This is a genomic window from Rhizobacter sp. Root404 (genome assembly GCF_001425865.1).
Lineage (GTDB): Bacteria > Pseudomonadota > Gammaproteobacteria > Burkholderiales > Burkholderiaceae_C > LMDS01.
In genome coordinates this window covers 1,625,715-1,647,374 of the sequence record NZ_LMDS01000004.1, presented here as the reverse complement: position 1 = coordinate 1,647,374, position 21,660 = coordinate 1,625,715, and the positions used below count along the sequence as shown (strand labels likewise).

19 protein-coding genes are annotated in these 21,660 nt (G+C 69.9%); 12 read left to right on the top strand and 7 right to left on the bottom strand.

Annotated elements, in window-relative coordinates:
- From ASC76_RS11925 to ASC76_RS11905, 5 genes are read left to right on the top strand one after another with little or no spacing between them, the layout of a single operon-like run.
- Nucleotides 1-1,191, top strand: a complete 1,191-nt coding sequence (locus ASC76_RS11925; RefSeq protein ID WP_200947132.1) for a beta-ketoacyl-[acyl-carrier-protein] synthase family protein — start codon at nucleotides 1-3, stop codon at nucleotides 1,189-1,191.
- Complete coding sequence (locus ASC76_RS11920; RefSeq protein WP_056465746.1) at nucleotides 1,188-2,000, top strand: beta-ketoacyl synthase chain length factor; 813 nt, start codon at nucleotides 1,188-1,190, stop codon at nucleotides 1,998-2,000. Before ASC76_RS11925 ends, ASC76_RS11920 begins: the two co-directional genes overlap by 4 nt.
- A gap of 42 nt (nucleotides 2,001-2,042) precedes the next feature.
- Nucleotides 2,043-3,659 carry an NAD(P)/FAD-dependent oxidoreductase gene (locus tag ASC76_RS11915; RefSeq protein WP_056465744.1) on the top strand — a complete coding sequence of 539 codons (1,617 nt, stop codon included), beginning with the start codon at nucleotides 2,043-2,045 and terminating at the stop codon, nucleotides 3,657-3,659.
- Nucleotides 3,660-3,701: 42 nt separating this feature from the next.
- Complete coding sequence (locus ASC76_RS11910) at nucleotides 3,702-4,364, top strand: hypothetical protein (RefSeq protein ID WP_157615574.1); 663 nt, start codon at nucleotides 3,702-3,704, stop codon at nucleotides 4,362-4,364.
- A 13-nt stretch (nucleotides 4,365-4,377) separates the two neighbouring features.
- Nucleotides 4,378-5,145: a type III pantothenate kinase gene (locus ASC76_RS11905; RefSeq protein WP_056465739.1), complete on the top strand. Its 768-nt coding sequence runs from the start codon at nucleotides 4,378-4,380 to the stop codon at nucleotides 5,143-5,145.
- 12 nt (nucleotides 5,146-5,157) lie between these two features.
- Here ASC76_RS11905 and hslU read toward each other — a convergent pair whose 3' ends face one another.
- From hslU to ASC76_RS11880, 5 genes are all read right to left on the bottom strand, one after another.
- The gene (gene hslU / locus ASC76_RS11900) at nucleotides 5,158-6,510 is read right to left on the bottom strand and encodes an ATP-dependent protease ATPase subunit HslU (RefSeq protein WP_056465737.1); all 1,353 of its coding nucleotides are present in this window, start codon (nucleotides 6,508-6,510) and stop codon (nucleotides 5,158-5,160) included.
- A complete protein-coding gene (gene hslV / locus ASC76_RS11895) occupies nucleotides 6,507-7,043 on the bottom strand; it encodes an ATP-dependent protease subunit HslV (protein WP_056465734.1) in 537 nt (178 codons plus the stop codon). The genes hslU and hslV overlap by 4 nt, the downstream gene beginning before the upstream one ends.
- A gap of 102 nt (nucleotides 7,044-7,145) precedes the next feature.
- A complete protein-coding gene (locus ASC76_RS11890; protein WP_056465733.1) occupies nucleotides 7,146-8,855 on the bottom strand; it encodes a hypothetical protein in 1,710 nt (569 codons plus the stop codon).
- Nucleotides 8,856-8,925: 70 nt separating this feature from the next.
- Complete coding sequence (gene dksA, locus ASC76_RS11885; protein ID WP_235580420.1) at nucleotides 8,926-9,768, bottom strand: RNA polymerase-binding protein DksA; 843 nt, start codon at nucleotides 9,766-9,768, stop codon at nucleotides 8,926-8,928.
- A gap of 172 nt (nucleotides 9,769-9,940) precedes the next feature.
- Nucleotides 9,941-10,984 carry a GTP-binding protein gene (locus tag ASC76_RS11880; RefSeq protein WP_056465730.1) on the bottom strand — a complete coding sequence of 348 codons (1,044 nt, stop codon included), beginning with the start codon at nucleotides 10,982-10,984 and terminating at the stop codon, nucleotides 9,941-9,943.
- 179 nt (nucleotides 10,985-11,163) lie between these two features.
- Between ASC76_RS11880 and ASC76_RS11875 the strand changes: the two genes are divergently transcribed.
- Both ASC76_RS11875 and lnt read left to right on the top strand, forming a co-directional pair.
- Nucleotides 11,164-12,060, top strand: a complete 897-nt coding sequence (locus ASC76_RS11875; protein WP_056465729.1) for an HlyC/CorC family transporter — start codon at nucleotides 11,164-11,166, stop codon at nucleotides 12,058-12,060.
- Complete coding sequence (lnt, locus tag ASC76_RS11870; RefSeq protein WP_056465727.1) at nucleotides 12,057-13,616, top strand: apolipoprotein N-acyltransferase; 1,560 nt, start codon at nucleotides 12,057-12,059, stop codon at nucleotides 13,614-13,616. The genes ASC76_RS11875 and lnt overlap by 4 nt, the downstream gene beginning before the upstream one ends.
- Here lnt and ASC76_RS11865 read toward each other — a convergent pair.
- Both ASC76_RS11865 and ASC76_RS11860 read right to left on the bottom strand, forming a co-directional pair.
- Nucleotides 13,573-15,324, bottom strand: coding sequence for an amidohydrolase family protein (locus ASC76_RS11865; protein ID WP_056465725.1), 1,752 nt, complete (start codon nucleotides 15,322-15,324; stop codon nucleotides 13,573-13,575). The genes lnt and ASC76_RS11865 overlap by 44 nt on opposite strands.
- Nucleotides 15,305-16,180 (bottom strand): bile acid:sodium symporter family protein, encoded by an 876-nt coding sequence (locus ASC76_RS11860; protein WP_056465723.1) that lies wholly within the window; start codon nucleotides 16,178-16,180, stop codon nucleotides 15,305-15,307. The genes ASC76_RS11865 and ASC76_RS11860 overlap by 20 nt, the downstream gene beginning before the upstream one ends.
- A gap of 95 nt (nucleotides 16,181-16,275) precedes the next feature.
- Here ASC76_RS11860 and glyQ point away from each other — a divergent pair, with 95 nt between their 5' ends.
- The 5 genes from glyQ to ASC76_RS11835 are packed head-to-tail and all read left to right on the top strand — an operon-like array spanning nucleotide 16,276 to nucleotide 21,655.
- Complete coding sequence (gene glyQ, locus ASC76_RS11855) at nucleotides 16,276-17,193, top strand: glycine--tRNA ligase subunit alpha (RefSeq protein ID WP_056465721.1); 918 nt, start codon at nucleotides 16,276-16,278, stop codon at nucleotides 17,191-17,193.
- Nucleotides 17,194-17,195: 2 nt separating this feature from the next.
- On the top strand, nucleotides 17,196-19,304 hold the full coding sequence (gene glyS, locus ASC76_RS11850) for a glycine--tRNA ligase subunit beta (RefSeq protein WP_056467328.1): 2,109 nt from the start codon (nucleotides 17,196-17,198) through the stop codon (nucleotides 19,302-19,304).
- A gap of 19 nt (nucleotides 19,305-19,323) precedes the next feature.
- Nucleotides 19,324-19,932, top strand: a complete 609-nt coding sequence (gene gmhB / locus ASC76_RS11845) for a D-glycero-beta-D-manno-heptose 1,7-bisphosphate 7-phosphatase (protein ID WP_056467325.1) — start codon at nucleotides 19,324-19,326, stop codon at nucleotides 19,930-19,932.
- Complete coding sequence (locus ASC76_RS11840; protein ID WP_056465719.1) at nucleotides 19,932-20,705, top strand: 1-acyl-sn-glycerol-3-phosphate acyltransferase; 774 nt, start codon at nucleotides 19,932-19,934, stop codon at nucleotides 20,703-20,705. The genes gmhB and ASC76_RS11840 overlap by 1 nt, the downstream gene beginning before the upstream one ends.
- Nucleotides 20,706-20,710: 5 nt before the next feature.
- Complete coding sequence (locus ASC76_RS11835; RefSeq protein WP_056465718.1) at nucleotides 20,711-21,655, top strand: M48 family metallopeptidase; 945 nt, start codon at nucleotides 20,711-20,713, stop codon at nucleotides 21,653-21,655.
- The last annotated feature ends 5 nt before the right edge of the window (nucleotides 21,656-21,660 follow it).

Genomic DNA, 21,660 nt, shown 5'->3' with positions numbered 1-21,660 from the left:
ATGCCCCAACCCATCGCGCCGACCCGGATCACCGCCTTCACCGCCACCTCGGCCGTGGGCGTGGGCGTTGCCGCGATGCAGGCGGCGGTGGAGGCCGAGCGGGGCGGGCTGCGGCCGAACGCGTTCGGACCGTCTCCCCTGGCGACCTGGGTCGGGCAGGTCGACGGTCTGAACCGGCCGCTGCCGGCCTCGCTCGAGCGCTGGGACTGCCGGAACAACCGGCTCGCGTGGCTGGCGCTGCAGGCGGACGGCTTCTGCGACGCGGTCGCCGCGGCGCGCCGGCGGGTCGGCAGTTCGCGGGTGGCGGTGATCCTGGGCACGTCGACCTCCAGCATCGGCGCGACCGAAGACGCCTACCGGGTGCTCGACGCCGACGGCCGGTTCCCCGTCGCGCTGCGCAGCACGCTCGTCCACACGCCGCATTCGCTGGCCAATTTCGTGCAGGACGCGCTCGTGCTCGACGGCCCGTGCCTGACGGTCTCGACCGCCTGCTCGTCGAGCGCCAAGGCGTTCGCGGTGGCGGAGCGGATGCTGCGTCTGGGGCTGGCCGACGCGGCGGTCGTCGGCGGCGCCGACTCGCTGTGCGGCAGCGTGCTGTTCGGCTTCAACGCCCTGCAGCTGGTGTCGCCCGAACCGTGCCGGCCGTTCGATCGCCGCCGCGACGGCATCAACCTCGGTGAGGCCGCCGGTTTCGCGCTGCTCGAGCGCGGGCCGGGCCCGCTGCAGCTGATCGGCCACGGCGAGTCGAGCGATGCACACCACATGTCCAGCCCGCACCCCGAGGGGCGGGGCGCCGAGCGTGCCCTCGACGATGCGCTGGCGCGCGCCGGCATCGATGCGAGCGCGGTCGACCACATCAACCTGCACGGGACCGCGAGCGCGAAGAACGACGAGGTCGAGGCCGCGCTGGTCGCGCGCCGCTTCGGCGCACGCACCCATGCCGCGTCGACCAAGGGCTTCACCGGCCATGCACTGGGCAGTGCCGGCATCGTCGAGGCCGTGTTCGCGCTGCTCGCGCTCGAGACCGGGTTGATGCCGGGCACCTTGAACTGCGCTGAACCCGATCCGGCGTGCGGCCCGCAGATCCGCATGCGTCCGGCGCGCGCCGACGTGCGCATCGCGTTGAGCCACTCCTTCGGCTTCGGCGGCACGAACTGCGTGCTGGCGTTCTCGCGTGGGGCGGCGCGATGAGCCTGCCGTCCCTGTTCGTCGAGGGGATCGCGCTCTGGGCGCCCACGCTGCCCGGCTGGGACACCGCGGCGCCGGCACTGCGCGGGGAAGGCCGTGCCGTCGATCCGCCGGCCGCTCGTCCGTCGCCGGAGCTGCTCCCTGCCGCCGAGCGCCGCCGCGCCCCCGATTCGGTCGCGCTGTCGCTCGAAGTGGCGGCGCGGGCGGTGGCGCAATCGGGCCGCGCGCCGAGCGACCTGCTGAGCGTGTTCACCTCTGCCCACGGCGACCTGGCGATCACCGACTACGTCTGCAGCACGCTGGCGCGCGCGCCTTGGTCGATGTCGCCGACCAGGTTCCACAACTCGGTGCACAACGCGGCGTCGGGCTATTGGGGCATCGCCACCGGCTGCATGCAGGCGAGCACCGCCGTCAGCGCGTTCGAATGCAGCTTCGCCGCGGGCCTGCTCGAAGCCTGGACGCAAGCGGCGGCGGACGCGGGACCCGTTCTGCTCGTCGGCTGCGACGTCACCGCCACCGGCGCGCTGGCGTCGACCAACGACAGCCGCGGGCTGCTCGCGGTCGCACTCGTTCTCGCGCCGCAGCGCGGCCCGCACGCGCTGGCGCGACTCGACGCGATGCTCGTCCCCGGCGCCACCGAGCGCATTCCGCTGCGCAGCGAGGCCGCGCTGCCGCTGGCCGGCAACGCGATGGCCGATGCGCTGCCGCTGTTCGAGACGCTGGCCGGCGGCGCGCCCGAGGTGCTGACCCTGCCGCTGTCTGCCATGCTCGGACTGCGCGTGCAAGTCTGCGCATGTCGTGATCGAGGTTAAGGGCCGACCGTGTCACCGGGTCGCCCCGGGCATACTCGGGCGATGAACCAAGCGCGCGAGTCACACGACGTCGTCATCATGGGGGGCGGGCTGGCCGGGCTGACGCTCGCATTGCAGCTGCGTCAGCAGTTCGCCGACATCGACATCCTGGTGATCGAGCGTCGTCGTCACCCGGTGCCGGAGGCGGCGCACAAGGTCGGCGAGTCGTCGGTCGAGATCGGCGCGCACTACTTCAGCAAGGTGCTGGGCTTGCAGAAGCACCTCGACGAATCGCAATTGCGCAAGTTCGGGTTCCGCTTCTTCTTCTCCGAGGGCCGGCGCGACATCGACCAGGTCACCGAGATCGGCGCGAGCCGCTTCCTGTCCGTGCCGAGCTACCAGATCGACCGGGGCATCTTCGAGAACTTCCTCGGCCAGGAAGCGCAGCGCCGCGGCGTGCGGTTCATCGACGATGCCCTGGTGCGCAAGGTCGCGCTGTCGGAGACCGACGCGCCGCATCGCATCGATTTCGAGCGTGGCGGCGTGACGCGCGAGATCGACGCGCGCTGGGTCGTCGACGCCTGCGGCCGCGCCGGGCTGCTGAAGCGGCAGCTGAACCTGGCGCAGGACAACGCGCATCAGGCGCATGCGGTCTGGTTCCGCATCAAGGACCGGATCGTCATCGACGACTGGTCGGACAGCGCCGCGTGGCGCGCCCGCTGCGACCCGCCCGACTCGCGCTGGATGTCCACCAACCACCTGGTCGGCGCCGGCTACTGGGTCTGGCTGATCCCGCTCGCGTCCGGTTCGCACTCGGTGGGCATCGTCGCCGACCCGCGCGTGCACCCGCTCGATTCGATGAACACCTTCGACAAGGCGATGGACTGGTTCGAGCGCTACCAGCCGCGCCTGTTCGACGACCTGGACGGCAAGCGCGCGCTGCTGCAGGACTTCGCGTTCTTCCGCAAGTTCTCGTACGGCTGCAAGCAGGTGTTCTCGGCGCAGCGCTGGGCGCTGACCGGCGAGGCCGGGCTGTTCCTCGATCCGTTCTATTCGCCGGGCAGCGATTTCATCGGCATCGCCAACACCTACATCACCGAGCTGATCGCGATCGACCGGGCCGGCCGGCCGCTCGGCGCCCATGCGCAGCTCTATGACCAGATCTACCACTCGTTCTACGAGAGCACGCTGGCGCTCTACACCGACCAGTACCCGCTGTTCGCCGACCCGGAAGTGCTGCCGGTCAAGGTGATCTGGGACTACACGTACTACTGGGGCGTGCTCGCGCAGTTCTTCTTCCAGCGCCGCCTGACCGACCTGGCTGCGCTCGGCAGCCTGCGCGAGGAGCTTGCGCATTGCCAGAAGCTGAACGTGGCGGTGCAGGCGTTCCTGCGTGGCTGGTCCGCGGTGAGCGCGCGGCGCAACCCGGCGGTGATGCTCGACCAGGCCTCGCTGCCCTGGTTCGCCGAGCTGAACCGCAGCCTGAACGACGAGCTCGACGACGCGCAATTCCGCGCGCGCGTCCAGGCGTCGACGCAGCAGCTGCGCACGCTCGCCGCCGAGATGCTGGCCCGCGCAGCGCTCGAGCATCCGGCGCTCGATGGCTCGGCGCTGCGCGCCGTGCTGGCCGAGCGGGCCGACGTGCCGGCGCCGGCCGCGCTGCTCGCCGAGTTCGCCTGAGGCACAATCGCGCCGGTTGAGGCGCGGCATCAGGAGGTGGGCGTGGTCGCAGGCACGGTTCCGATCAAGACCGCGGCGGGGCAGGACGAACTGGTCACACGCCAGCGTCGTCTCAGCCAACGCCACCGCACGGTGTTGTTCCTGGTCGATGGTCGCCGCCACGCTGCCGATGTGCGCCGCATGGCGCTGCAAGCCGGCGTCCCCGAGACCTGCTTCGACGAACTGCTGACGATGGGGCTGATCACGCTGCCCGAGGTGGTGGTGCCGTCGGGCGACGGAGCGTCCGGGCCGGCCAGCGTGCTGCACGTGGACTTGCCGCTCGGCGCAGTGCCTGGCGCCGACTCGCTGCTGCCGCCGTCGCGCACGCTCTATCCCTCGCTGTCGACCGACTCGACGCTCGGCGACTCGCGCGGACCGGTGTCGTGGCTGCCCTCGGGGGGCAGCGAGCCGGGCGCCATCGACCCGGTCGTCGCCGAGGTTCGGCTGATCCTCGCGCGCGCCGTGCGGGCGGAGGCGCCGCTGGCCGGCTCGCTGACGCTGCTGAAGCTGCGCCGCGCGCGCACCCGCGGCGAACTTGCGCTGCTGCTCGACGAGGTCGAGGCCCGCATCACCAAGCCGCATCGCTCGCTGGCGGCCAGCCAGACGATGCAGCGCGTCCGCCAGCTGCTGGCCAGCCGCGTCGATTCCTCCCTCGTGCCCGCCTGAGCGCGGCCTTCCCATGACCTTTCTCGCGATCGACATCGGCAACACGCGCCTCAAGTGGGCGCAGTACAGCGCGCCTCACCCGGGGGCCGCGCTGCTCCATCACGGCGCGGTCTTTCTCGAGACGATCGACGACCTGGCCGACAACGAATGGCGCACGCTGCCGGCGCCGGGCAGCATGCTGGGCTGCGTGGTGGCGGGCGAGGGCGTCAAACGCCGGGTCGAGGAGCAACTGGAGCTCTGGGACATCGAGCCGCGCTGGGTCGTGTCCGGCGCCCAGGCCTGCGGCGTGACCAACAGCTACGACCACCCGAGCCGGCTCGGCGTCGACCGCTGGGTTGCGCTGATCGGTGCGCGCCATCGCGTGCTGGCGCAGGGGCCGGCGCGGCCGGCGCTGGTGGTGATGGTCGGCACGGCGGTCACCGTCGACGCGCTCGATGCGAGCGGCCGCTTCCTCGGCGGGCTGATCCTGCCCGGCTTCGGCCTGATGCTGCGCGCGCTCGAAATGGGCACCGCCGGCTTGAAGGCGCCGACCGGCGAGGCGGTGGATTTCCCGACCAACACCAGCGACGCGTTGATGAGCGGCGGCGCGGACGCGATCGCCGGCGCGGTCGAGCGCATGTACCGCAAGCTGCTCGCGAAGACTGGCGAGAAGCCCGCGCTGCTGATGACCGGCGGCGCGGCCGTGAAGCTCGCGCCGATCACCGACCTGCCGTTCGAGACGGTCGATACGCTGATCTTCGAGGGGCTGCTGCAGATGCAGGCGCACCGCCTCGCGCTCTGAGGCGCGGGCGTCTCAGAGGATGTAGCGCGACAGGTCTTCGTTCTTCGCCAGTTCGGCGAGCTTGTCGTTGACCTCGGCGGCATCGACCCGCACGGTCTGGCCGCCGCGGTTCGGCGCGTCGAAGCTGATCTCGTCGAGCAAGCGCTCCATCACCGTGGACAGGCGCCGCGCGCCGATGTTCTCGGTGCGCTCGTTGACGTCGAACGCGATCTGCGCGATGCGGCGGATCGCCTCGGGCTGCAACTCCAGCGTGACGCCTTCGGTCGCGAGCAGCAGCGTGTACTGCTTGACCAGGCTGGCATGGGTCTGCGTCAGGATCGCCTCGAAATCGTCGACGCTCAGCGAGCCCAGCTCGACGCGGATCGGAAAGCGCCCCTGCAGCTCCGGGATCAGGTCGCTCGGCTTGCTCAGGTGGAACGCGCCCGACGCGATGAACAGCATGTGGTCGGTCTTGACGATGCCGTACTTGGTGTTCACCGTCGTGCCTTCGACCAGCGGCAGCAGGTCGCGCTGCACGCCCTGGCGCGAGACCTCGGCGCTGCCGGAGTCTGCCCGCGAGGTGACCTTGTCGATCTCGTCGATGAAAACGATGCCGTTCTGCTCGGCGTTGGCGAGCGCCGCGGCCTTGACCTCGTCGTCGTTGACGAGCTTCGCGGCCTCTTCGTCGATCAGCAGCTTGTGCGCCTCGGCGATGCGCAGCTTGCGGACCTTCTTCTTGCCGCCGCCGGCGTTCGCAAACAGCCCCTTGAGCTGCTCGGTCATCTCCTCCATGCCCGGCGGGCCCATGATCTCGAGCGACGCCTTCGGGTCGGCGACCTCGATCTCGATCTCCTTGTCGGCCAGCGCGCCCTCGCGCAGGCGCTTGCGCATGACCTGGCGGGCGGTGTTGTCCGGTTCGATCTTCGGCACCGATGCGGTCAGGCCGAACTCGTTGCTGCTGCTGCGCGCCGGCGGCACCAGGATGTCGAGCACGCGGTCCTCCGCCGCATCCTCGGCGCGGCTGCGCTGGCGCCGCATCGCGTTCTCGCGCTCCTGCTTCACGCTCATGTCGACCAGGTCGCGGATGATCGAGTCGACGTCCTTGCCGACGTAGCCGACCTCGGTGAACTTGGTCGCCTCGACCTTGATGAACGGCGCATCGGCCAGCTTGGCCAGGCGCCGCGCGATCTCGGTCTTGCCGACGCCGGTCGGCCCGATCATCAGGATGTTCTTCGGCGTGATCTCGGCACGCATCGGCTCGGCCACCTGCTGGCGCCGCCAGCGGTTGCGCAGCGCGATCGCGACCGCGCGCTTGGCACCGCCCTGGCCCACGATGTGGCGGTCGAGTTCGGAGACGATCTCCTGGGGCGTCATGCTGCTCTTCATTCGAGCGTCTCGATGATGTGGTTCTGGTTGGTGTAGATGCAGAGTTCGCCCGCGATCTCGAGCGACTTCTTCACCACCTCGTGCGGCGCGAGTTCGGTGTTGGACAGCAGCGCCCGCGCGCTCGCGTGCGCATACGCGCCACCGGAGCCGATCGAGACGATGCCGTGCTCGGGCTCGAGCACGTCGCCGTTGCCGGTGATGATCAGCGAGGCCTCGCGGTCGGCGACGGCGAGCATCGCCTCGAGGCGGCGCAACACGCGGTCGGTGCGCCAGTCCTTCGTCAACTCGATGGCCGCGCGCACGAGGTGACCCTGATGCTTCTCGAGCTTGGCCTCGAAGCGCTCGAACAGCGTGAACGCATCGGCGGTGGCGCCGGCAAAGCCCGCCAGCACCTGGTCGCGGTACAGCTTGCGCACCTTGCGGGCCGACGACTTGACGACGATGGTGCCGAGCGTGACCTGCCCGTCGCCCCCGAGCGCGACCACATTGCCGCGACGCACGCTCAGGATGGTCGTGCCGTGATAGTTTTCCATCTGATCAAGGTAGGGTTGATTGCGGCGAGCTCAAGAGCCGGCACACGGCATATTGGCGCGGCCCCTCGGGGGTGGCTGCGTACCCGCAGCCGGGGGCTCCATCTAGACCGTGCGCACCTTGACCTTGGCATGCTCGTTGATGCCCATCGCGCCGAAGAACAGCGCGACCATCCGGTGCGCCTCGACGAAGCGCACCGCGCGGTTCTCGCTGCGGCGGGCGAGCACCCAGTTCAGCAGGTCCCCGGCGGCGATGAAATCGACCCGGATCAGGCGCGCGCACGAGACGTTGACGATGCTGGCGGTGCCGAGCTCGGTGTCCATCTTCTTGAGCGTCTTGCCGATGTCGCCGACCAGTTGCCCGGACAGCTCGACCGTACCGACCTGCACCAATCCGGTGTCCTCGGTCAGGCGCGATTCGAGGAAGCTCGTCGACACGTCGCTGACGATCGACAGCGGCGGCGAGGAGGTGGTGGAGCCGGTGCCGCTGACCCGCACCTCGCAGCGCGCCGGTTCCCACGAGGGCGGCGAGACTTCGTAGGTCACGCAATAGTCGATGGCCGCCTCGTCGAATTGGTCCGGCCGGTTCGCCAGCCGCAGCGCGTCGAGCCGCACCTGCCAGTAAGCGGGGTCGGCATCGCGCACGCCGGTGGGCGCGGACTCGGCCAGCACCGTGAACAGGCGTTCGCCGCCGAGCCAGCGCATGTCCAGGTCCTGGTCACTCCAGTTGCGGAACAGTTCGGACAGCCGTGCGCAGGCTTCGGCATCGATGCTGCGCAGCGCGCTCCAGTCGAATACCCACGGCAGCGGCATCTGCAGCGCCAGCGAAGCCAGCTTCGACACGGCTTCGGCGTCGACGTGGTCCGGGCAGACCCAGCCCACCTGGCCGTCGATGCGCGCGCGCTTCGGCCGGTCCTCGCCCGCGGCCTCGGCCACCAGCTTGGGCAGCGAGAACCATTGCGGCGCGGACCAGCCGAACTGCTGCGCGTAGTCGAGCGCCAGGCTCTCGAACTTGTGCTGCTGGCCGATCGCACGGTACAGATCGAACAGCACCAGCCAGGTTTCGGCGTGCTGCGCGCGCGGGCCACCGGGGCCGGTCAGCGCCGCGAGCGCCTGCTCGCACTGGTCGAAATCGGCGTTCGCGAACGCGATCACGGCCTCGTCGAGCTCCGGGTCGTGGGCGATCTCGGTCAGCTCTTGCGTGAACGGGCTCGCGGGCTCCGGCGCGGCCGGCGCCTTGGTCTTGACCGGCGACAGCGGCGAGACGCCGCCACCCATCACGACCGGCGACGTGCCGAGTGGTGGCGCGCGGTCGGCCATCAGGTCGTCGACGGGTGCCGCGTCGAAATGGCTGCGCGACGAGGTGCGCGCGGCCCGCGTGTCCATGGCGGCCGGGACGGTCGGGGCGTTGTAGAACTCGGGCGTGCGGCGGTTGGCGGTGTTGACGTAGGGCGCGTCACCGACCATCTGCTGCTCGATCTCGTCGATCTTGGCCTTCACGCCGATCTCGGCCTTGGCGCCGCTGTCGATGATCTTGCCTTCGGAATCGTCGATGCGCGAGGAGCCGCCGAGCGCGGCCAGCTGTTCGCTGGTCAGGCCCTCGCGGCGCACCTTGCGCAGCATGTCGAACTCGCGCTTGCGGACGAAATCGTTGCGCCGCTTGCGCTCGATCATCGCCTTCAACTCGCCCTTGGCGTATTCCGTCTCGCGCGTCTCTTCGGCCGGGGTGCCGAGCTCGGCCCATTCGGTGGTCGGGTTGGCGACGAACTTGACGACCTTGCGGAAGAAGCTGGTCGTGTCTTTCGGATCCGACATGGCGAGGGGCTCGCAGGCTCCTTGGTTGGGTGACGGCGATCAGCGGGCAGTTCGACCGGCGACGGGCCGGTCAATCCCCGAACATCTTCTGCTTCAACTCGCGCCGCTGCTGCGCTTCGAGGGACAGTGTAGCGGTCGGGCGTGCGATCAGGCGACCCAGACCGATCGGCTCGCCGGTTTCGTCGCAGAAGCCGTAGTCGCCCGCATCGATGCGCTGCAGCGATTGCGAGATCTTCTTGAGCAACTTGCGTTCCCGGTCGCGGGTGCGCAGTTCCAGGGCGTGCTCTTCCTCGATCGTGGCGCGGTCGGCCGGGTCGGGGACGATCGACGTGTCTTCGCGCAGGTGCTCGGTGGTCTCGCCGGCGTTGCTCAGCAGGTCGTCCTTCAGCGTCTGGAGCTTGACGCGGAAGAACTCGAGCTGCTTGTCGTTCATGTATTCCGAATCCGGCATCGCCAGGATTTCGGGTTCGGTCAGGTCGCGACCGGCCTTGGACTTCCAGGCATTGGCCAGTTTCGGGTCGGACTTGTGCTTTTCGCGCGGGGTATCGAGTTCGAGGTTGTTCATCTGTCGGGTCGGGGGCCGAGGCGGGGCGAACCGGTCGGCGAAGCGCGAGGTCGGCGGCGGCAACGGGGCCTGGACCTGCGGCGCGGGGTACTTGGAAGCGTTCCGTCCGGACTTCTTCGTCGGCACCACGCCGGCAGGAACGGGCGCGGCGGTGGCCGGTACGGCGACAGGAGCAGGAGCGGGTTTGATCACAGGTGCGGGCACTTTGGCGGTTGCGGCCGGCTTGGCCGCGACGGTGGGAGCGGCGGCCGCCTTGGCCGCCGGCTTCTTGGGCGCGGGGGCCGGCGCGACCGGCTTCTTCGCCGCGGTCACCGGCTTGGCGGCGGTTTTCGCGGACTTCGCAGACACGGCGGGAGCGGCCTTCGCAGCGGCGGTCTTCTTCGTGGGCGCTTTCGGGGCCGGTGTCTTGCTCAAAGCGTTCTCCTCGCGTCGGCGGTTATACCCTGTGCTCAGGGGTGGGTCTTCGGCCGCCGCGGATTGTAGCCACGTTGCACCGGCGCAAGCGGCCAGAATTCACGCGTCAGACGAGGCAGCCTTCGAGGCCCTGCAGGAAGATGTCCTTCGGCAGGTCCAGCCCGATGAACACCATCTTGCTGGTCTTCTTCTCGCCCGGCGCCCACTTGGGACCCAGGTCGCTGCCCATCAGCTGGTGCACGCCCTGGAAGATCACCTTGCGGTCGCTGCCCTTCATGAACAGCACGCCCTTGTAGCGCAGCATTTTCGGGCCGTAGACCTGGACGATCGCGCCGAGGAAGTCCTCCAGCTTGGCCGGGTTGAAGGCCTTGTCGGACTTGAAGACGAACGACTTCACGTCGTCGTCGTGCACGTGGTGGTGCGGGTGGTCGCAGTGCTCGCCGTGCTCGTGGTCGTGGTGATCGTGGTCATGATCGTGGCCGGCGTGCGGGTCGGCGTTCAGGAATTCCGGGTCGATGTCCAGCTTGGCATTCAGGTTGAAGCCGCGCAGGTCGAACACGTCGGCCAGCGGCACTTCGCCGAAATTGACCTTGGTCTGCGGCGCCCGCGGGTTCATGTGCTTGATGCGGTGGATCAGCGCGTCGACGGTGGCGCCATCGACGAGGTCGGTCTTGCTGATGAAGATCTGGTCCGCGAATCCGACCTGGCGGCGCGCCTCCTGACGGTCGTCGAGCTGCTGGTCGCCGTGCTTGGCGTCGACCAGCGTCAGGATCGAGTCGAGCAGGTAGCTCTCGGCGATCTCGTCGTCCATGAAGAAGGTCTGCGCGACCGGGCCGGGGTCGGCCAGGCCGGTGGTCTCGATGACGACGCGGTCGAAATCGAGCTCGCCCTTGCGCTTCTTCTCGGCCAGGTCGCTCAGCGTCGTGCGCAGGTCCTCGCGGATCGAACAGCAGACGCAGCCGTTGTTCAGCTGGATGATCTGCTCCTTGCTGTCCTGCACGAGGATCTCGTTGTCGATGTTCTCGTCGCCGAATTCGTTCTCGATCACGGCGATCTTCTGGCCATGGGCCTCGGTGAGCACGCGCTTGAGCAGGGTGGTCTTGCCCGAGCCGAGGAAGCCGGTGAGGATGGTCGCGGGGATGAGTGCCATGAAGGTTGCCTTGCTGGAATGGGGGCGATCTGGGAATGTGGGGGCCGCGGGCGCCCGTTCAAGGCAGCCGGCGCGGCGAGGCGGCAATCATGGCATTGCGGCGGGCACCGCGTCGTGCGCGGGGTCGCGCACGGGCTTGGGTTAAGCTTGTCCGGTCACCACTCTCCGCTCCCCGCGCGATGTCCGAACCGCATCCAGGTCGCTCTTCTCGGTGGGGCGACGTCAACGCCGCGCCTCCGGCGGCGCGGCGCACGCTGTTTCAGAAGCTGATCGAACTGATCGCGCCGGGCCCCGAATCGCGTGACCAGCTGATCGAGTCGCTGGCCGACGCGGAGAGCAAGTCGCTGATCGCGCCGGAGTCCCGGATGATGCTGGAAGGCGTGATCCGCATGGCCGACATGACGGCCGGCGACGTGATGGTGCCCGCCGGCCGCATGGACCAGCTCGACATCGCCTCCGACTACGACGAGCTGTTGCACCTGGTGATCGACACCGGTCACTCGCGTTTCCCGGTGTTCGAGGGCGGCCGCGAGAACGTGATCGGGATCCTGATGGCCAAGGACCTGCTGAAGCTCCAGCGCTCGCCCGACCTGAACCTGCGCACGCTGCTGCGCCCGGCGGTGTTCGTGCCCGAATCGAAGGGCCTGAACGAACTGCTGCGCGACTTCCGCTCCAACCGCAACCACCTGGCGATCGTGATCGACGAGTTCGGCAGCACCGCCGGGCTGATCACGATCGAGGACGTGCTGGAAGAGATCGTCGGCGAGATCGAGGACGAGTTCGACGACAAGGACGGCGAGTCCGGCATCTACACGCTGGCCGACGGCAGTCAGCGCGTCGCGGGCGATGTCGACATCGTCGCGGTCAACGAGGCCTTCGGCACCGTGCTGCCCACCGACGAGTTCGACAGCATCGGCGGCCTGGTCGCGCACGAGCTGGGCCGCGTGCCGCGGCGCGGCGAGGCGGTGATCGTCGGTGACCTGATGTTCTCGGTCATGTTGACGCGCGGAGGCGCGGTCCGCTGGTTCAAGGTCACGCGCGCGCCGGAGCCGGCCGCCGGGACCGACAGCGCTTGACGACGTCGGCTGCGCCTGCGGTGGTGCCGCGCCTGGCGCCGTCGGTCGACCTGTTGCTCGCGGCGCTGCTCGGCGCGCTCCACAGCCTGGCCTTCGTCCACACGGCGGCGTGGCCCCTGCAGCTCGCGATCGTCGCGGCGCTGGCGTGGCGTGCGTCGGCCGCCGGCACCCGGCGCGCAGCCGGCATCGGCCTGGTGTTCGGCACCGTGTGGCTGGGCGCGGGGACGTGGTGGCTGTTCATCAGCCTGCATACCTATGGCGGCCTGCCCGCGTGGCTGGCGGTGGTCGCAATCACGGCGTTGAGCGCGTTCCTGTCGCTCTATCTCGCGGCCGCACTCGCGGCGTTCGCGCGCTGGCGCAGCGGCGTGGCGTGGCGCGACGCGCTGCTCTTCGGCGCCGGCTGGCTGCTGGCGGAACTGGCGCGGGGCGTGATCTTCACCGGCTTTCCCTGGGTCGCGAGCGGCTACGCGCACGTCGACGGGCCGCTCGCTGCGCTCGCACCGTGGATCGGCGTGTACGGCATGGGGTTCGTCGGCGCGGTGCTGGCGGCGTGGCTGGCGCTCGGCTGGCGCAGCGGCTGGCGCGCGCGGGGGGCGTCATTGGCCGCGTTCGCGCTCGTTCTCGGCGCGGGTGCGCTGCTCGGCCCGGGCCGCTTCTCGCGGCCGGCGGGCACGTTGAGCGTCACGCTGTTGCAGGGCAACGTCGCGCAGGACGAAAAGTTCGCCGCCACCGCGATGCCGCAAGCGCTCGCCTGGACGCTGAAGAACCTGCTGGCCGCCCGCGGCGAGCTGGTCGTTGCGCCCGAGACGGTGATCCCGCTGCTGCCGAGCCAGCTCGACCCGGCGTACTGGGCCGCACTCGTCGAGCACTTCCAGCGCGGGCCGCGGGCCGTGCTGCTCGGGCTGCCACTCGGCGATCAGGACGTCGGCTACACGAACTCGGCGGCCGGCATCTCGGCCGCGACCGCAAGCCTGCCGAACGGCTACTACCGCTACGACAAGCACCACCTCGTGCCGTTCGGCGAGTTCATCCCGTTCGGTTTCCGCTGGTTCACCGAGCTGATGAACATCCCGCTCGGCGATTTCAACCGCGGCCCGGTCGGCGCCGCATCGTTCGCGTTCCGCGGCCAGCGCATCGGCGCGAACATCTGCTACGAGGACCTGTTCGGCGAGGAACTGGCGGCGCGCTTCGCGGCGGAGGCGGACGCGCCGACGATCTTCGCGAACATCAGCAACATCGGCTGGTTCGGCGACACGATCGCGATCGACCAGCACCTGCAGATCTCGCGAATGCGCGCGCTCGAATTCCAGCGCCCCATGCTGCGGGCCACCAACACCGGCGCCACGGTCGTGATCGACCACACCGGCCGGGTGACCGCCGCGCTGCCGCGCTACACGCAAGGCGTGCTCGACGCACAGGTCGAAGGCCGCACCGGCCTGACGCCGTTCGCGTGGTGGGCGGCCAGGGTCGACCTGTGGCCGCTGTGGGCGCTCGGTTTCCTGATCCTCGTGATCAGCGCCCGGCGCGCACGAGGCGGCCGGGACGCGCTGCAGTGATGACACCGTCGCGCTGGACCAATTGGCCGGCGACCCAGGTGCCGAGGTAGCCCACGCCTTTCTGCAGGAAGCGCCTGCCGCCGGCGGGCAGGTCGCGCACCAGCTGCGCGGCGCCGACGCCGAGGCGCTCCGGATCGATCAGGTTCAGGTCCGCGCGGCGGCCGACCGCGATCTCGCCGCGGTCCTTCAAACCGAGGTAGCGCGCATTGCGGCTCGTCAGCATCTCGACCGCCGTCTGCAGCGGCAGGCGGACCTCGGCGCGGTCGCGCACCCAGTGGCTGAGCATGAAGGTGGTGAAGCTCGCGTCGCAGATCGTGCCGACATGCGCGCCGGCGTCGCTCAGCCCCGCGAGCGCGCGCGGGTGCGCGAGCATGCTGCGCACCGTCGACAGCGAGCCGTCGTTGTAGTTGAAGATCGGGAAGTAGATGAGGTTGCCGCCGTCGCCTTCGGCCAGGTGGTCGTACAGCGCTTCGAGCGCGGTCGTGCCGCGCCGCTTCGCGCGGACGAGGAAGCTGTCCATCACGGTCGGCTCGTAGTTGGGCGCAGCGTCCAGCGGGAACATGCGGCCGCTGACCAGTTCGATGTTGGCGAGCAGGAGGTCGACCAGCGGCGGGATCGCAGTGCCGTCGCCGGCCATCGCGTCGGACTTCTCGGCCAGCACGCGCGCCTTGCGCGCCGGGTCGCGCATCGCCGCGGCACGTTCGGCGAGCGGCAGGTGGGCGATCTCCTTGAACGACGGGAAACCCATGAACGGATGGAAGCTCGCGTCCAGCCCGTTGATCACGCCGATGCCGCGCGCGGCGGTCTGCAGGTACAGCGGCAGCCCGCCCGCCACCGCCGCGTCGACCCGCTCGCGGATCGCCTGCCACTGCGCGCCGCCCGGGTCGCGCTGCAGCCAGGTCATCGACAGCGGGCGGCCCGAGGCGCGGGCGATTTGCTCGACGAGGTCGAACTCGGCGTCCAAGCGTTGCGGGCCTTTCAGCACGTCGAAGTCGCTGACCATCTGGATCACGCCGTGCGAGAGACCTTCGAACGCGCTCGCGATGCCGCACAACTCGGCGGCCGTCGCCTCGGCGGCGGGCGTCTCCTTGCCTTCCGACGTGCGGTGGTTGTCGCTGCGCCCGGTGCTCCAGCCGACCGCGCCGGCCATCAGCGCTTCGCGCACCAGCGCCCGCATTGCCGCGATGTCGTTCGCGTCGGCCGCGTGCTGCGTGAACGCGCGTTCGCCCATCACCGCCATGCGCACCGGGTCGTGCGGGATCTGCACCAGGAAGTCGAGGCTGTGCGGTGTTGCATCCAGCGCGTCCATGAACTGCGGGAAGCTCTCCCAGTTCCAGCGGATGCCTTCGGCGAGCGCGGCGCCGGGGATGTCCTCGACGCCTTCCATCAGCTTGATCAGCTCGCCTTCGCGGCCCTTGACCACCGGCGCGAAGCCGACGCCGCAGTTGCCCATCACGACCGTCGTCACGCCGTGGTGGATGCTGGGCGAGAAGGTCTCGTCCCAGGTGGCCTGGCCGTCGTAGTGGGTGTGGATGTCGACGAAGCCGGGTGTGACCCACGCGCCGGCCGCGTCGATGCGCTCGCGGGCCGCGGCGGTGATCTTCCCGACCTCGACGATCACGCCGTCCTTCACCCCCACGTCCGCGGTGAACGGCAGGCCGCCGCTGCCGTCGACGACCGTGCCGCCTTCAATGAGCCAGTCGAGCATCCTTGCTCCTCCAGAGAACGCCGAGCGCGAGGCCGGACACGATGTGCCAGATGCCCCACAGGCTGGCGATGATCACCATGCCGAGATCGGCATTGAACTGCACCGCGATGATGCCGAGCGCGAGGCCCGAGTTCTGCATCCCGCCCTCGATCATGATCGCGCGGCGGTCGCGCTCGGCCACGCGGAACGCGAGCGCGCACAACCAGCCCATCAGCAGCCCGGCGGCGTTGTGCAGCACGACGATCAGCAGCTGCGGCAGGATGTTCACGGTCAGGAGCGCGCGCTGGCTGAACAGGCCCGCGGCGATGAACAGCAGCAGCGCGACCAGGCTGAAGGTGCCGAGCGGCTTGCGGATCTTCTCGGTCAGCGCCGGCCAGCGGTGGCCCAGCGTCAGCCCGAGCGCCATCGGCAACGCCAGCAGCGCCAGCAGGCTCCACCAGATGTCGGACGGGTCGATCGACAGCTCGCGCATCCAGCCGGCAGTGGCCGGATTGGTCGCCATCATCCAGGTGAAGTTGAACGGCGTCAGGAACAGCGCCATCAGTGCCGCGACCGCCGAGATGCTGACCGACAGCGCCGTGTTGCCGCGCCCGAAATGCGTGATCACGTTCGACAGCGAGCCGCCGGGGCAGGCGGCGACCAGGATCATCGCGGCCTCGACGTTCGGCGGCAGGTCGAGCAGCAGCGTCGCCAGCCAGGTGCCGACCGGCAGCAGCACGAACTGCGGGATCAGTCCGCAGACGACGGCGCGCGGCGTCTGCGCGACGCGGGTGAAGTCGGCGACCTTCAGTTCGAGCGCGACCGAGAACACCATCGTCGCGAGCACGAGGCTCAGGATCAGTTGCTGGGTCGTCATGCGTGGGCGCGAGGAGGTCGGTGCCCGCGAGGCTAGCAGCGCACCCGCCCTCTAGAATCAAGGGTTTACGCAGACCACCCCCACAGCCACGGCCGATGCTCACCTTCCAGCAGATCATTCTCAAGTTGCAGGACTACTGGGCATCGCAAGGCTGCGCGCTGCTGCAGCCGTACGACATGGAAGTGGGGGCCGGCACCAGCCACACCGCGACCTTCCTGCGCGCGATCGGCCCCGAGCCGTGGAAGGCCGCCTACGTGCAGCCCAGCCGCCGGCCCAAAGACGGCCGCTACGGCGAGAACCCGAACCGGCTGCAGCACTACTACCAGTACCAGGTCGTGCTGAAACCCGCGCCGGCCAACATCCTCGAGCTCTACCTCGGCTCGCTCGAAGCGCTCGGCTTCGACCTGAAGGCGAACGACGTGCGCTTCGTCGAGGACGACTGGGAGAACCCGACGCTCGGCGCCTGGGGGCTGGGCTGGGAGGTCTGGCTGAACGGCATGGAGGTGACGCAGTTCACCTATTTCCAGCAGGTCGGCGGCCTCGATTGCAAGCCGATCACCGGCGAGATCACCTATGGCCTGGAGCGGCTCGCGATGTACCTGCAGGGCGTCGACAACGTCTACAACCTGACGTGGACCGATGGCCTCAGCTACGGCGACGTCTACAAGCAGAACGAGGTCGAGCAGAGCACCTACAACTTCGAGCACAGCGATGTCGAGTTCCTGCTGACCGCCTTCGGCGCGCACGAGAGACAGTCGAAGCACCTGATGGCGCAGCAACTCGCGCTGCCGGCCTACGAGCAACTGCTCAAGGCCGGCCACAGCTTCAACCTGCTCGATGCGCGCGGCGCGATCAGCGTGACCGAGCGGGCCGCCTACATCGGCCGCATCCGCAACCTGGCGCGCGCGGTTGCGCAGAGCTATCTCGAGAGCCGCGCGCGGCTCGGCTTCCCGATGGCGCCCCAGGCGTGGGGCGATGAAGTCGCCGCGCTGATGGCGAAGAAGGCGGCATGAGCATGATCCCGAAGAATCTGCTGGTCGAACTGTTCGTCGAGGAACTGCCGCCGAAGGCGTTGAAGAAACTGGGTGACGAGTTCGCCCGCCTGCTGGCCGCCGGGCTGAAGGCGCAGGGCCTGGCCACCGACGCGTCGGTCGTCACGCCGTTCGCGTCGCCGCGGCGTCTTGCGGCGCATGTGACGGCGGTCGCCCCGCAGGCCGCCGACAAGGCGGTGTCGCAAAAGCTGATGCCGGTCAGCGTCGGCCTGACCGCGGCCGGCGAGGCCACGCCGGCGCTGCTGAAGAAGCTTGCGAGCGTCGGCGCCGACGCGTCGGCCGTGGCGACGCTGAAGCGCCAGATGGACGGCAAGGCGGAGGCGCTGTTTCTCGACAGCATGGTCACCGGCGCCACGCTGATTGAGGGCCTACAGAAGGCACTCGACGAGGCGCTGGCGAAGCTGCCGATCCCGAAGGTCATGCAGTACCAATTGGCCGACGGCTGGACCAGCGTGAACTTCGTGCGCCCGGCGCACGGGCTGGTCGCGCTGCATGGCGACACCGTCGTGCCGGTCACGGCGCTTGGCCTGACGGCCGGGCGCGCCACGCACGGCCACCGCTTCGAGGCGACGACCGACCCGATCGAACTGCGCGATGCCGATCGCTACGCCGCGCCGCTGGCGGAGCAGGGCGCCGTGATCGCGAGCTTCGATGCGCGCCGCGCCGAGATCGCGCGCCAGCTGCAGGCCGCCGCCGCGCGGCAGGGCCTGACACCGATCGACGACGCGGCCTTGCTCGACGAAGTCACCGCGCTGGTCGAGCGCCCGAACGTACTGGTGTGCAAGTTCGAACAGGAGTTCCTCGCCGTGCCGCAGGAGTGCCTGATCCTGACGATGAAGGCGAACCAGAAGTACTTCCCGCTGCTCGATGCGGCGGGCAAGCTCACCAACCAGTTCCTGATCGTCAGCAACATCCGCCCGGTCGACCCGAGCCGCGTGATCGAGGGCAACGAGCGCGTCGTGCGCCCGCGCCTGGCCGACGCGAAGTTCTTCTTCGACCAGGACCGCAAGAAGTCACTCGAGTCGCGTGTCGCCGGCCTGGGCAAGGTGGTCTACCACGGCAAGCTCGGCACGCAGGGCGAGCGCACCGAGCGTGTGCGCGTGATCGCGAAGGCGATCGGTGCGCAACTCGGCGGTGCCGAGCTGGCGGCACTGGCCGACCGCGCCGCGCTGCTCGCGAAGACCGACCTCGTGACCGACATGGTCGGCGAGTTCCCCGAGTTGCAGGGCACGATGGGCGGCTACTACGCGCGCCACGGCGGCGAGCCCGAGGCCGTCGCGATCGCGATCGAGGACCACTACCGCCCGCGTTTCGCCGGCGACGCGCTGCCGCGCAACGACGCGGGCCTCGCGGTCGCGCTCGCCGACAAGCTGGAGACGCTGGTCGGCCTGTTCGGCATCGGCCAGCTGCCCACCGGCGACAAGGACCCGTTCGCGCTGCGCCGCCACGCGCTCGGCGTGATCCGCATGCTGGTCGAGCGCGACCTGCCGCTGCGCCTGGACGACCTCGTCGCCACCGCCGCGCGGGCGATGGGCCCGCTGTTGACCGACGCGGCCGCCCCCGCCCAGTTGCTCGACTTCGTCTACGACCGCCTGGCCGGCAGCCTGCGCGAGCAGGGCTACAGCGCGCAGGAGGTCGACGCGGTGCTCTCGCTGCGGCCGGCGCGGCTGGCCGACGTCTCGGCGCGGCTCGCGGCGGTGCGCGCCTTCGCCGCGCTGCCCGAGGCGGCCTCGCTGGCGGCGGCCAACAAGCGCGTCGGCAACATCCTGAAGAAGGTGGATGGCACGGTGGCCGCGCGGGTCGACGCGGCGCTGCTGCACGAGCCGGCCGAGGCCGCGTTGAACGATGCACTCGCGCTCGCGACGCCGCGGGCCGACGCGGCCTTCGAGCGCGGCGACTACGCCGCCTCGCTGCAGGCGCTGGCGGCGCTGCGGACGCCCGTCGACGCGTTCTTCGACGGCGTGATGGTCAACGCCGACGATGCCGCGCTGCGCGCCAACCGGCTCGGCCTGCTGGCCACCTTGCACGCCGCGATGAACCGCGTCGCCGATCTGTCGAAGCTGGCGACCTGATGGCCCTCCCATGACCCCGATGAAGCTGATCATCCTCGACCGCGACGGCACGATCAACGAGGACCGCGACGATTTCGTCAAGACGCCGGACGAGTGGGTGCCGATCCCGGGCGCGCTCGAGGCGATCGCGCGGCTCAACCAGGCGGGCTGGCACACCGTCGTCGCAACCAACCAGTCCGGCCTCGGCCGCGGCACCTTCGACATGGCCACCCTCAACGCGATGCACGTCAAGATGAACCAGTTGCTCGCGAAGCAGGGCGGCCGCATCGACGCGGTGTTCTTCTGCCCGCACACACCCGAGGACGGCTGCAGCTGCCGCAAACCGCTGCCGGGGCTGTTCGAACAGATCGGCGAGCGCTTCGGCGTGCCGCTGCGCGACGTGCCCGTCGTCGGCGATTCGCTGCGCGACCTGCAGGCCGGCGCGGCCGTCGGCTGTCAACCGCATTTCGTGCGCACCGGCAAGGGCGGCCGACTCGGCGACGGGGCCATCGAAGCACTGTGCGCGCACGTGCCCGGCACGCGCGTGCACGCCGACCTGGCGGCCTTCGCCGAGCACCTGATCCGCCAGGAGCGCAAGAGTCGCGTGGCCACCGGCGAGTCCGACTCCGGCTTCGGGAGGCTCGACTGATGCGCCACGCCCTGAACGCCCTGCGCTCGGCGCTGTTCGTGCTCTTCATGGCCGTGACGGTGGTCCCCTGGGCGCTCGCGGTGCTGGTGGTCTCGATCTTCGCAAAGGGCAACGTCGTCTACTGGATGTGCGTGGGCTGGCTGCGCACCGCGATCTGGGGCGCCAAGGTCATCTGCGGCGTGCATGCGCGGCTGCACGGCTTCGACCACCTGCCCGACACGCCGGTCGTGATGCTGCCCAAGCACCAGTCGACCTGGGAGACCTTCGCGTTCCCCGGCCTGATGCCGCACCCGCTGTGCTACGTGTTCAAGCGCGAGCTGCTCTACATCCCGTTCTTCGGCTGGGCGATGGCACGCATGGACATGATCCACATCGACCGCAGCAAGCGCGCCGAGGCCTGGAACCTGGTCGCCGCGCAAGGGCGCAAGTTCATGGCCAAGGGCCACTGGGTCATCATGTTCCCGGAAGGCACGCGCGCGGCGCGCGGCGCCAAGGGCACCTACAAGTCCGGCGGCACGCGCCTGGCGATCCAGACCGAACGGCCGGTGCTGCCGGTGGCCGTGACTTCGGCGCGCTGCTGGCCGCGCAAGAGCTTCGTGCTGCGGCCCGGCGTGATCGACGTGTCGGTCGGCCCGCCGATCGCCTCGACCGGGCGCGAGCCCGACGAGCTGATGCGCGAGGTCGAGGCCTGGATCGAGACCGAGATGCGGCGGCTCGACCCCGAGGCCTACGTCGGCCAGCCGCCGGTCGAGGCGCCCGCCCCCCGACGCTGAGGCCGATGCAACCCCGCCGCGCCGCCCTCGACACCCCGCGACAGCTCGCGCTGTTCGACGAGGTGCCGCCGGCGGCACCGGCGCCGGTGCATCACGCTGACGCGGCGCCGCCGATCGTCGAAGCCGCGGCACCGACCTTCCGTACCGCTCCGACTCCATCACCTGCCTCCCTCTCCAGCGTGCTTGCTCCCGCCGTCTTCCGTCACCCGCAGGCCGATCGCGAGATCCGCCTGAACGATCACGTCGTCGCCTATGCACTCAAGCGCGCACGGCGACGCAGCATCGGCTTCATCGTCGGCATCGAAGGCCTGAGCGTCAGTGCGCCGAGATGGGTCGGGCTCCACGACATCGAAACGGCGCTGCAGGAGAAGTCGCGCTGGATCCTGAAGAAGCTGCAGGAACAGCAGGAACGCGCCCAACGCCTGCAGTCGGCCAAGGTCGACTGGCGCGACGGCACGTCGCTGCCGTTCCTCGGCGAGACCGTGATCGTCGTGCTCGATCCGCGCGCCACCGGCGCGGTGCTCAACACCGATGCGCAAGCCTTGCCCGGCGTGCCGCGGCTGACGTTGCACGTCGGCCTGCCGCACACCGCCGCGCCGGAACAGATCCGCGACACGGTGCAGAGCTGGCTGCAGCGCCAGGCGCGGCGCGTGTTCGAGGAACGCATCGCGCACTTCGCGCCGCAGCTGCGCGTGCGCGTGACGCGCCTGAGCCTGTCGTCGGCGCAGACGCGCTGGGGCAGTGCGAGCGCCGACGGCTCGATCCGCCTCAACTGGCGGCTGATCCACTTTGCGCTGCCGAGCATCGACTACGTCGTCGCGCACGAGCTCGCGCACCTGCGCCACATGGACCACAGCCCGCGCTTCTGGGACGTGGTGCGCTCGGTGCTGCCCGACTACGAGCAGGCGCGCGGCAGCCTCAAGGACGGGCTGGTCCCGCTGCTCGACTAGGACGC

Excerpts from the sequence above, each read along its gene's own strand:
- ASC76_RS11920 (WP_056465746.1), top strand. The coding sequence starts at position 1,188 with ATGAGCCTGCCGTCCCTGTTCGTCGAGGGGATCGCGCTCTGGGCGCCC.
- ASC76_RS11905 (WP_056465739.1), top strand. The coding sequence starts at position 4,378 with ATGACCTTTCTCGCGATCGACATCGGCAACACGCGCCTCAAGTGGGCG.
- gmhB (WP_056467325.1), top strand. The coding sequence starts at position 19,324 with ATGAAGCTGATCATCCTCGACCGCGACGGCACGATCAACGAGGACCGC.
- ASC76_RS11875 (WP_056465729.1), top strand. The coding sequence starts at position 11,164 with ATGTCCGAACCGCATCCAGGTCGCTCTTCTCGGTGGGGCGACGTCAAC.
- ASC76_RS11835 (WP_056465718.1), top strand. The coding sequence starts at position 20,711 with ATGCAACCCCGCCGCGCCGCCCTCGACACCCCGCGACAGCTCGCGCTG.
- hslU (WP_056465737.1), bottom strand. The coding sequence starts at position 6,510 with ATGAAGAGCAGCATGACGCCCCAGGAGATCGTCTCCGAACTCGACCGC.
- ASC76_RS11840 (WP_056465719.1), top strand. The coding sequence starts at position 19,932 with ATGCGCCACGCCCTGAACGCCCTGCGCTCGGCGCTGTTCGTGCTCTTC.
- hslV (WP_056465734.1), bottom strand. The coding sequence starts at position 7,043 with ATGGAAAACTATCACGGCACGACCATCCTGAGCGTGCGTCGCGGCAAT.
- ASC76_RS11865 (WP_056465725.1), bottom strand. The coding sequence starts at position 15,324 with ATGCTCGACTGGCTCATTGAAGGCGGCACGGTCGTCGACGGCAGCGGC.
- ASC76_RS11915 (WP_056465744.1), top strand. The coding sequence starts at position 2,043 with ATGAACCAAGCGCGCGAGTCACACGACGTCGTCATCATGGGGGGCGGG.
- glyS (WP_056467328.1), top strand. The coding sequence starts at position 17,196 with ATGATCCCGAAGAATCTGCTGGTCGAACTGTTCGTCGAGGAACTGCCG.
- ASC76_RS11890 (WP_056465733.1), bottom strand. The coding sequence starts at position 8,855 with ATGTCGGATCCGAAAGACACGACCAGCTTCTTCCGCAAGGTCGTCAAG.
- glyQ (WP_056465721.1), top strand. The coding sequence starts at position 16,276 with ATGCTCACCTTCCAGCAGATCATTCTCAAGTTGCAGGACTACTGGGCA.
- ASC76_RS11925 (WP_200947132.1), top strand. The coding sequence starts at position 1 with ATGCCCCAACCCATCGCGCCGACCCGGATCACCGCCTTCACCGCCACC.
- ASC76_RS11860 (WP_056465723.1), bottom strand. The coding sequence starts at position 16,180 with ATGACGACCCAGCAACTGATCCTGAGCCTCGTGCTCGCGACGATGGTG.
- ASC76_RS11880 (WP_056465730.1), bottom strand. The coding sequence starts at position 10,984 with ATGGCACTCATCCCCGCGACCATCCTCACCGGCTTCCTCGGCTCGGGC.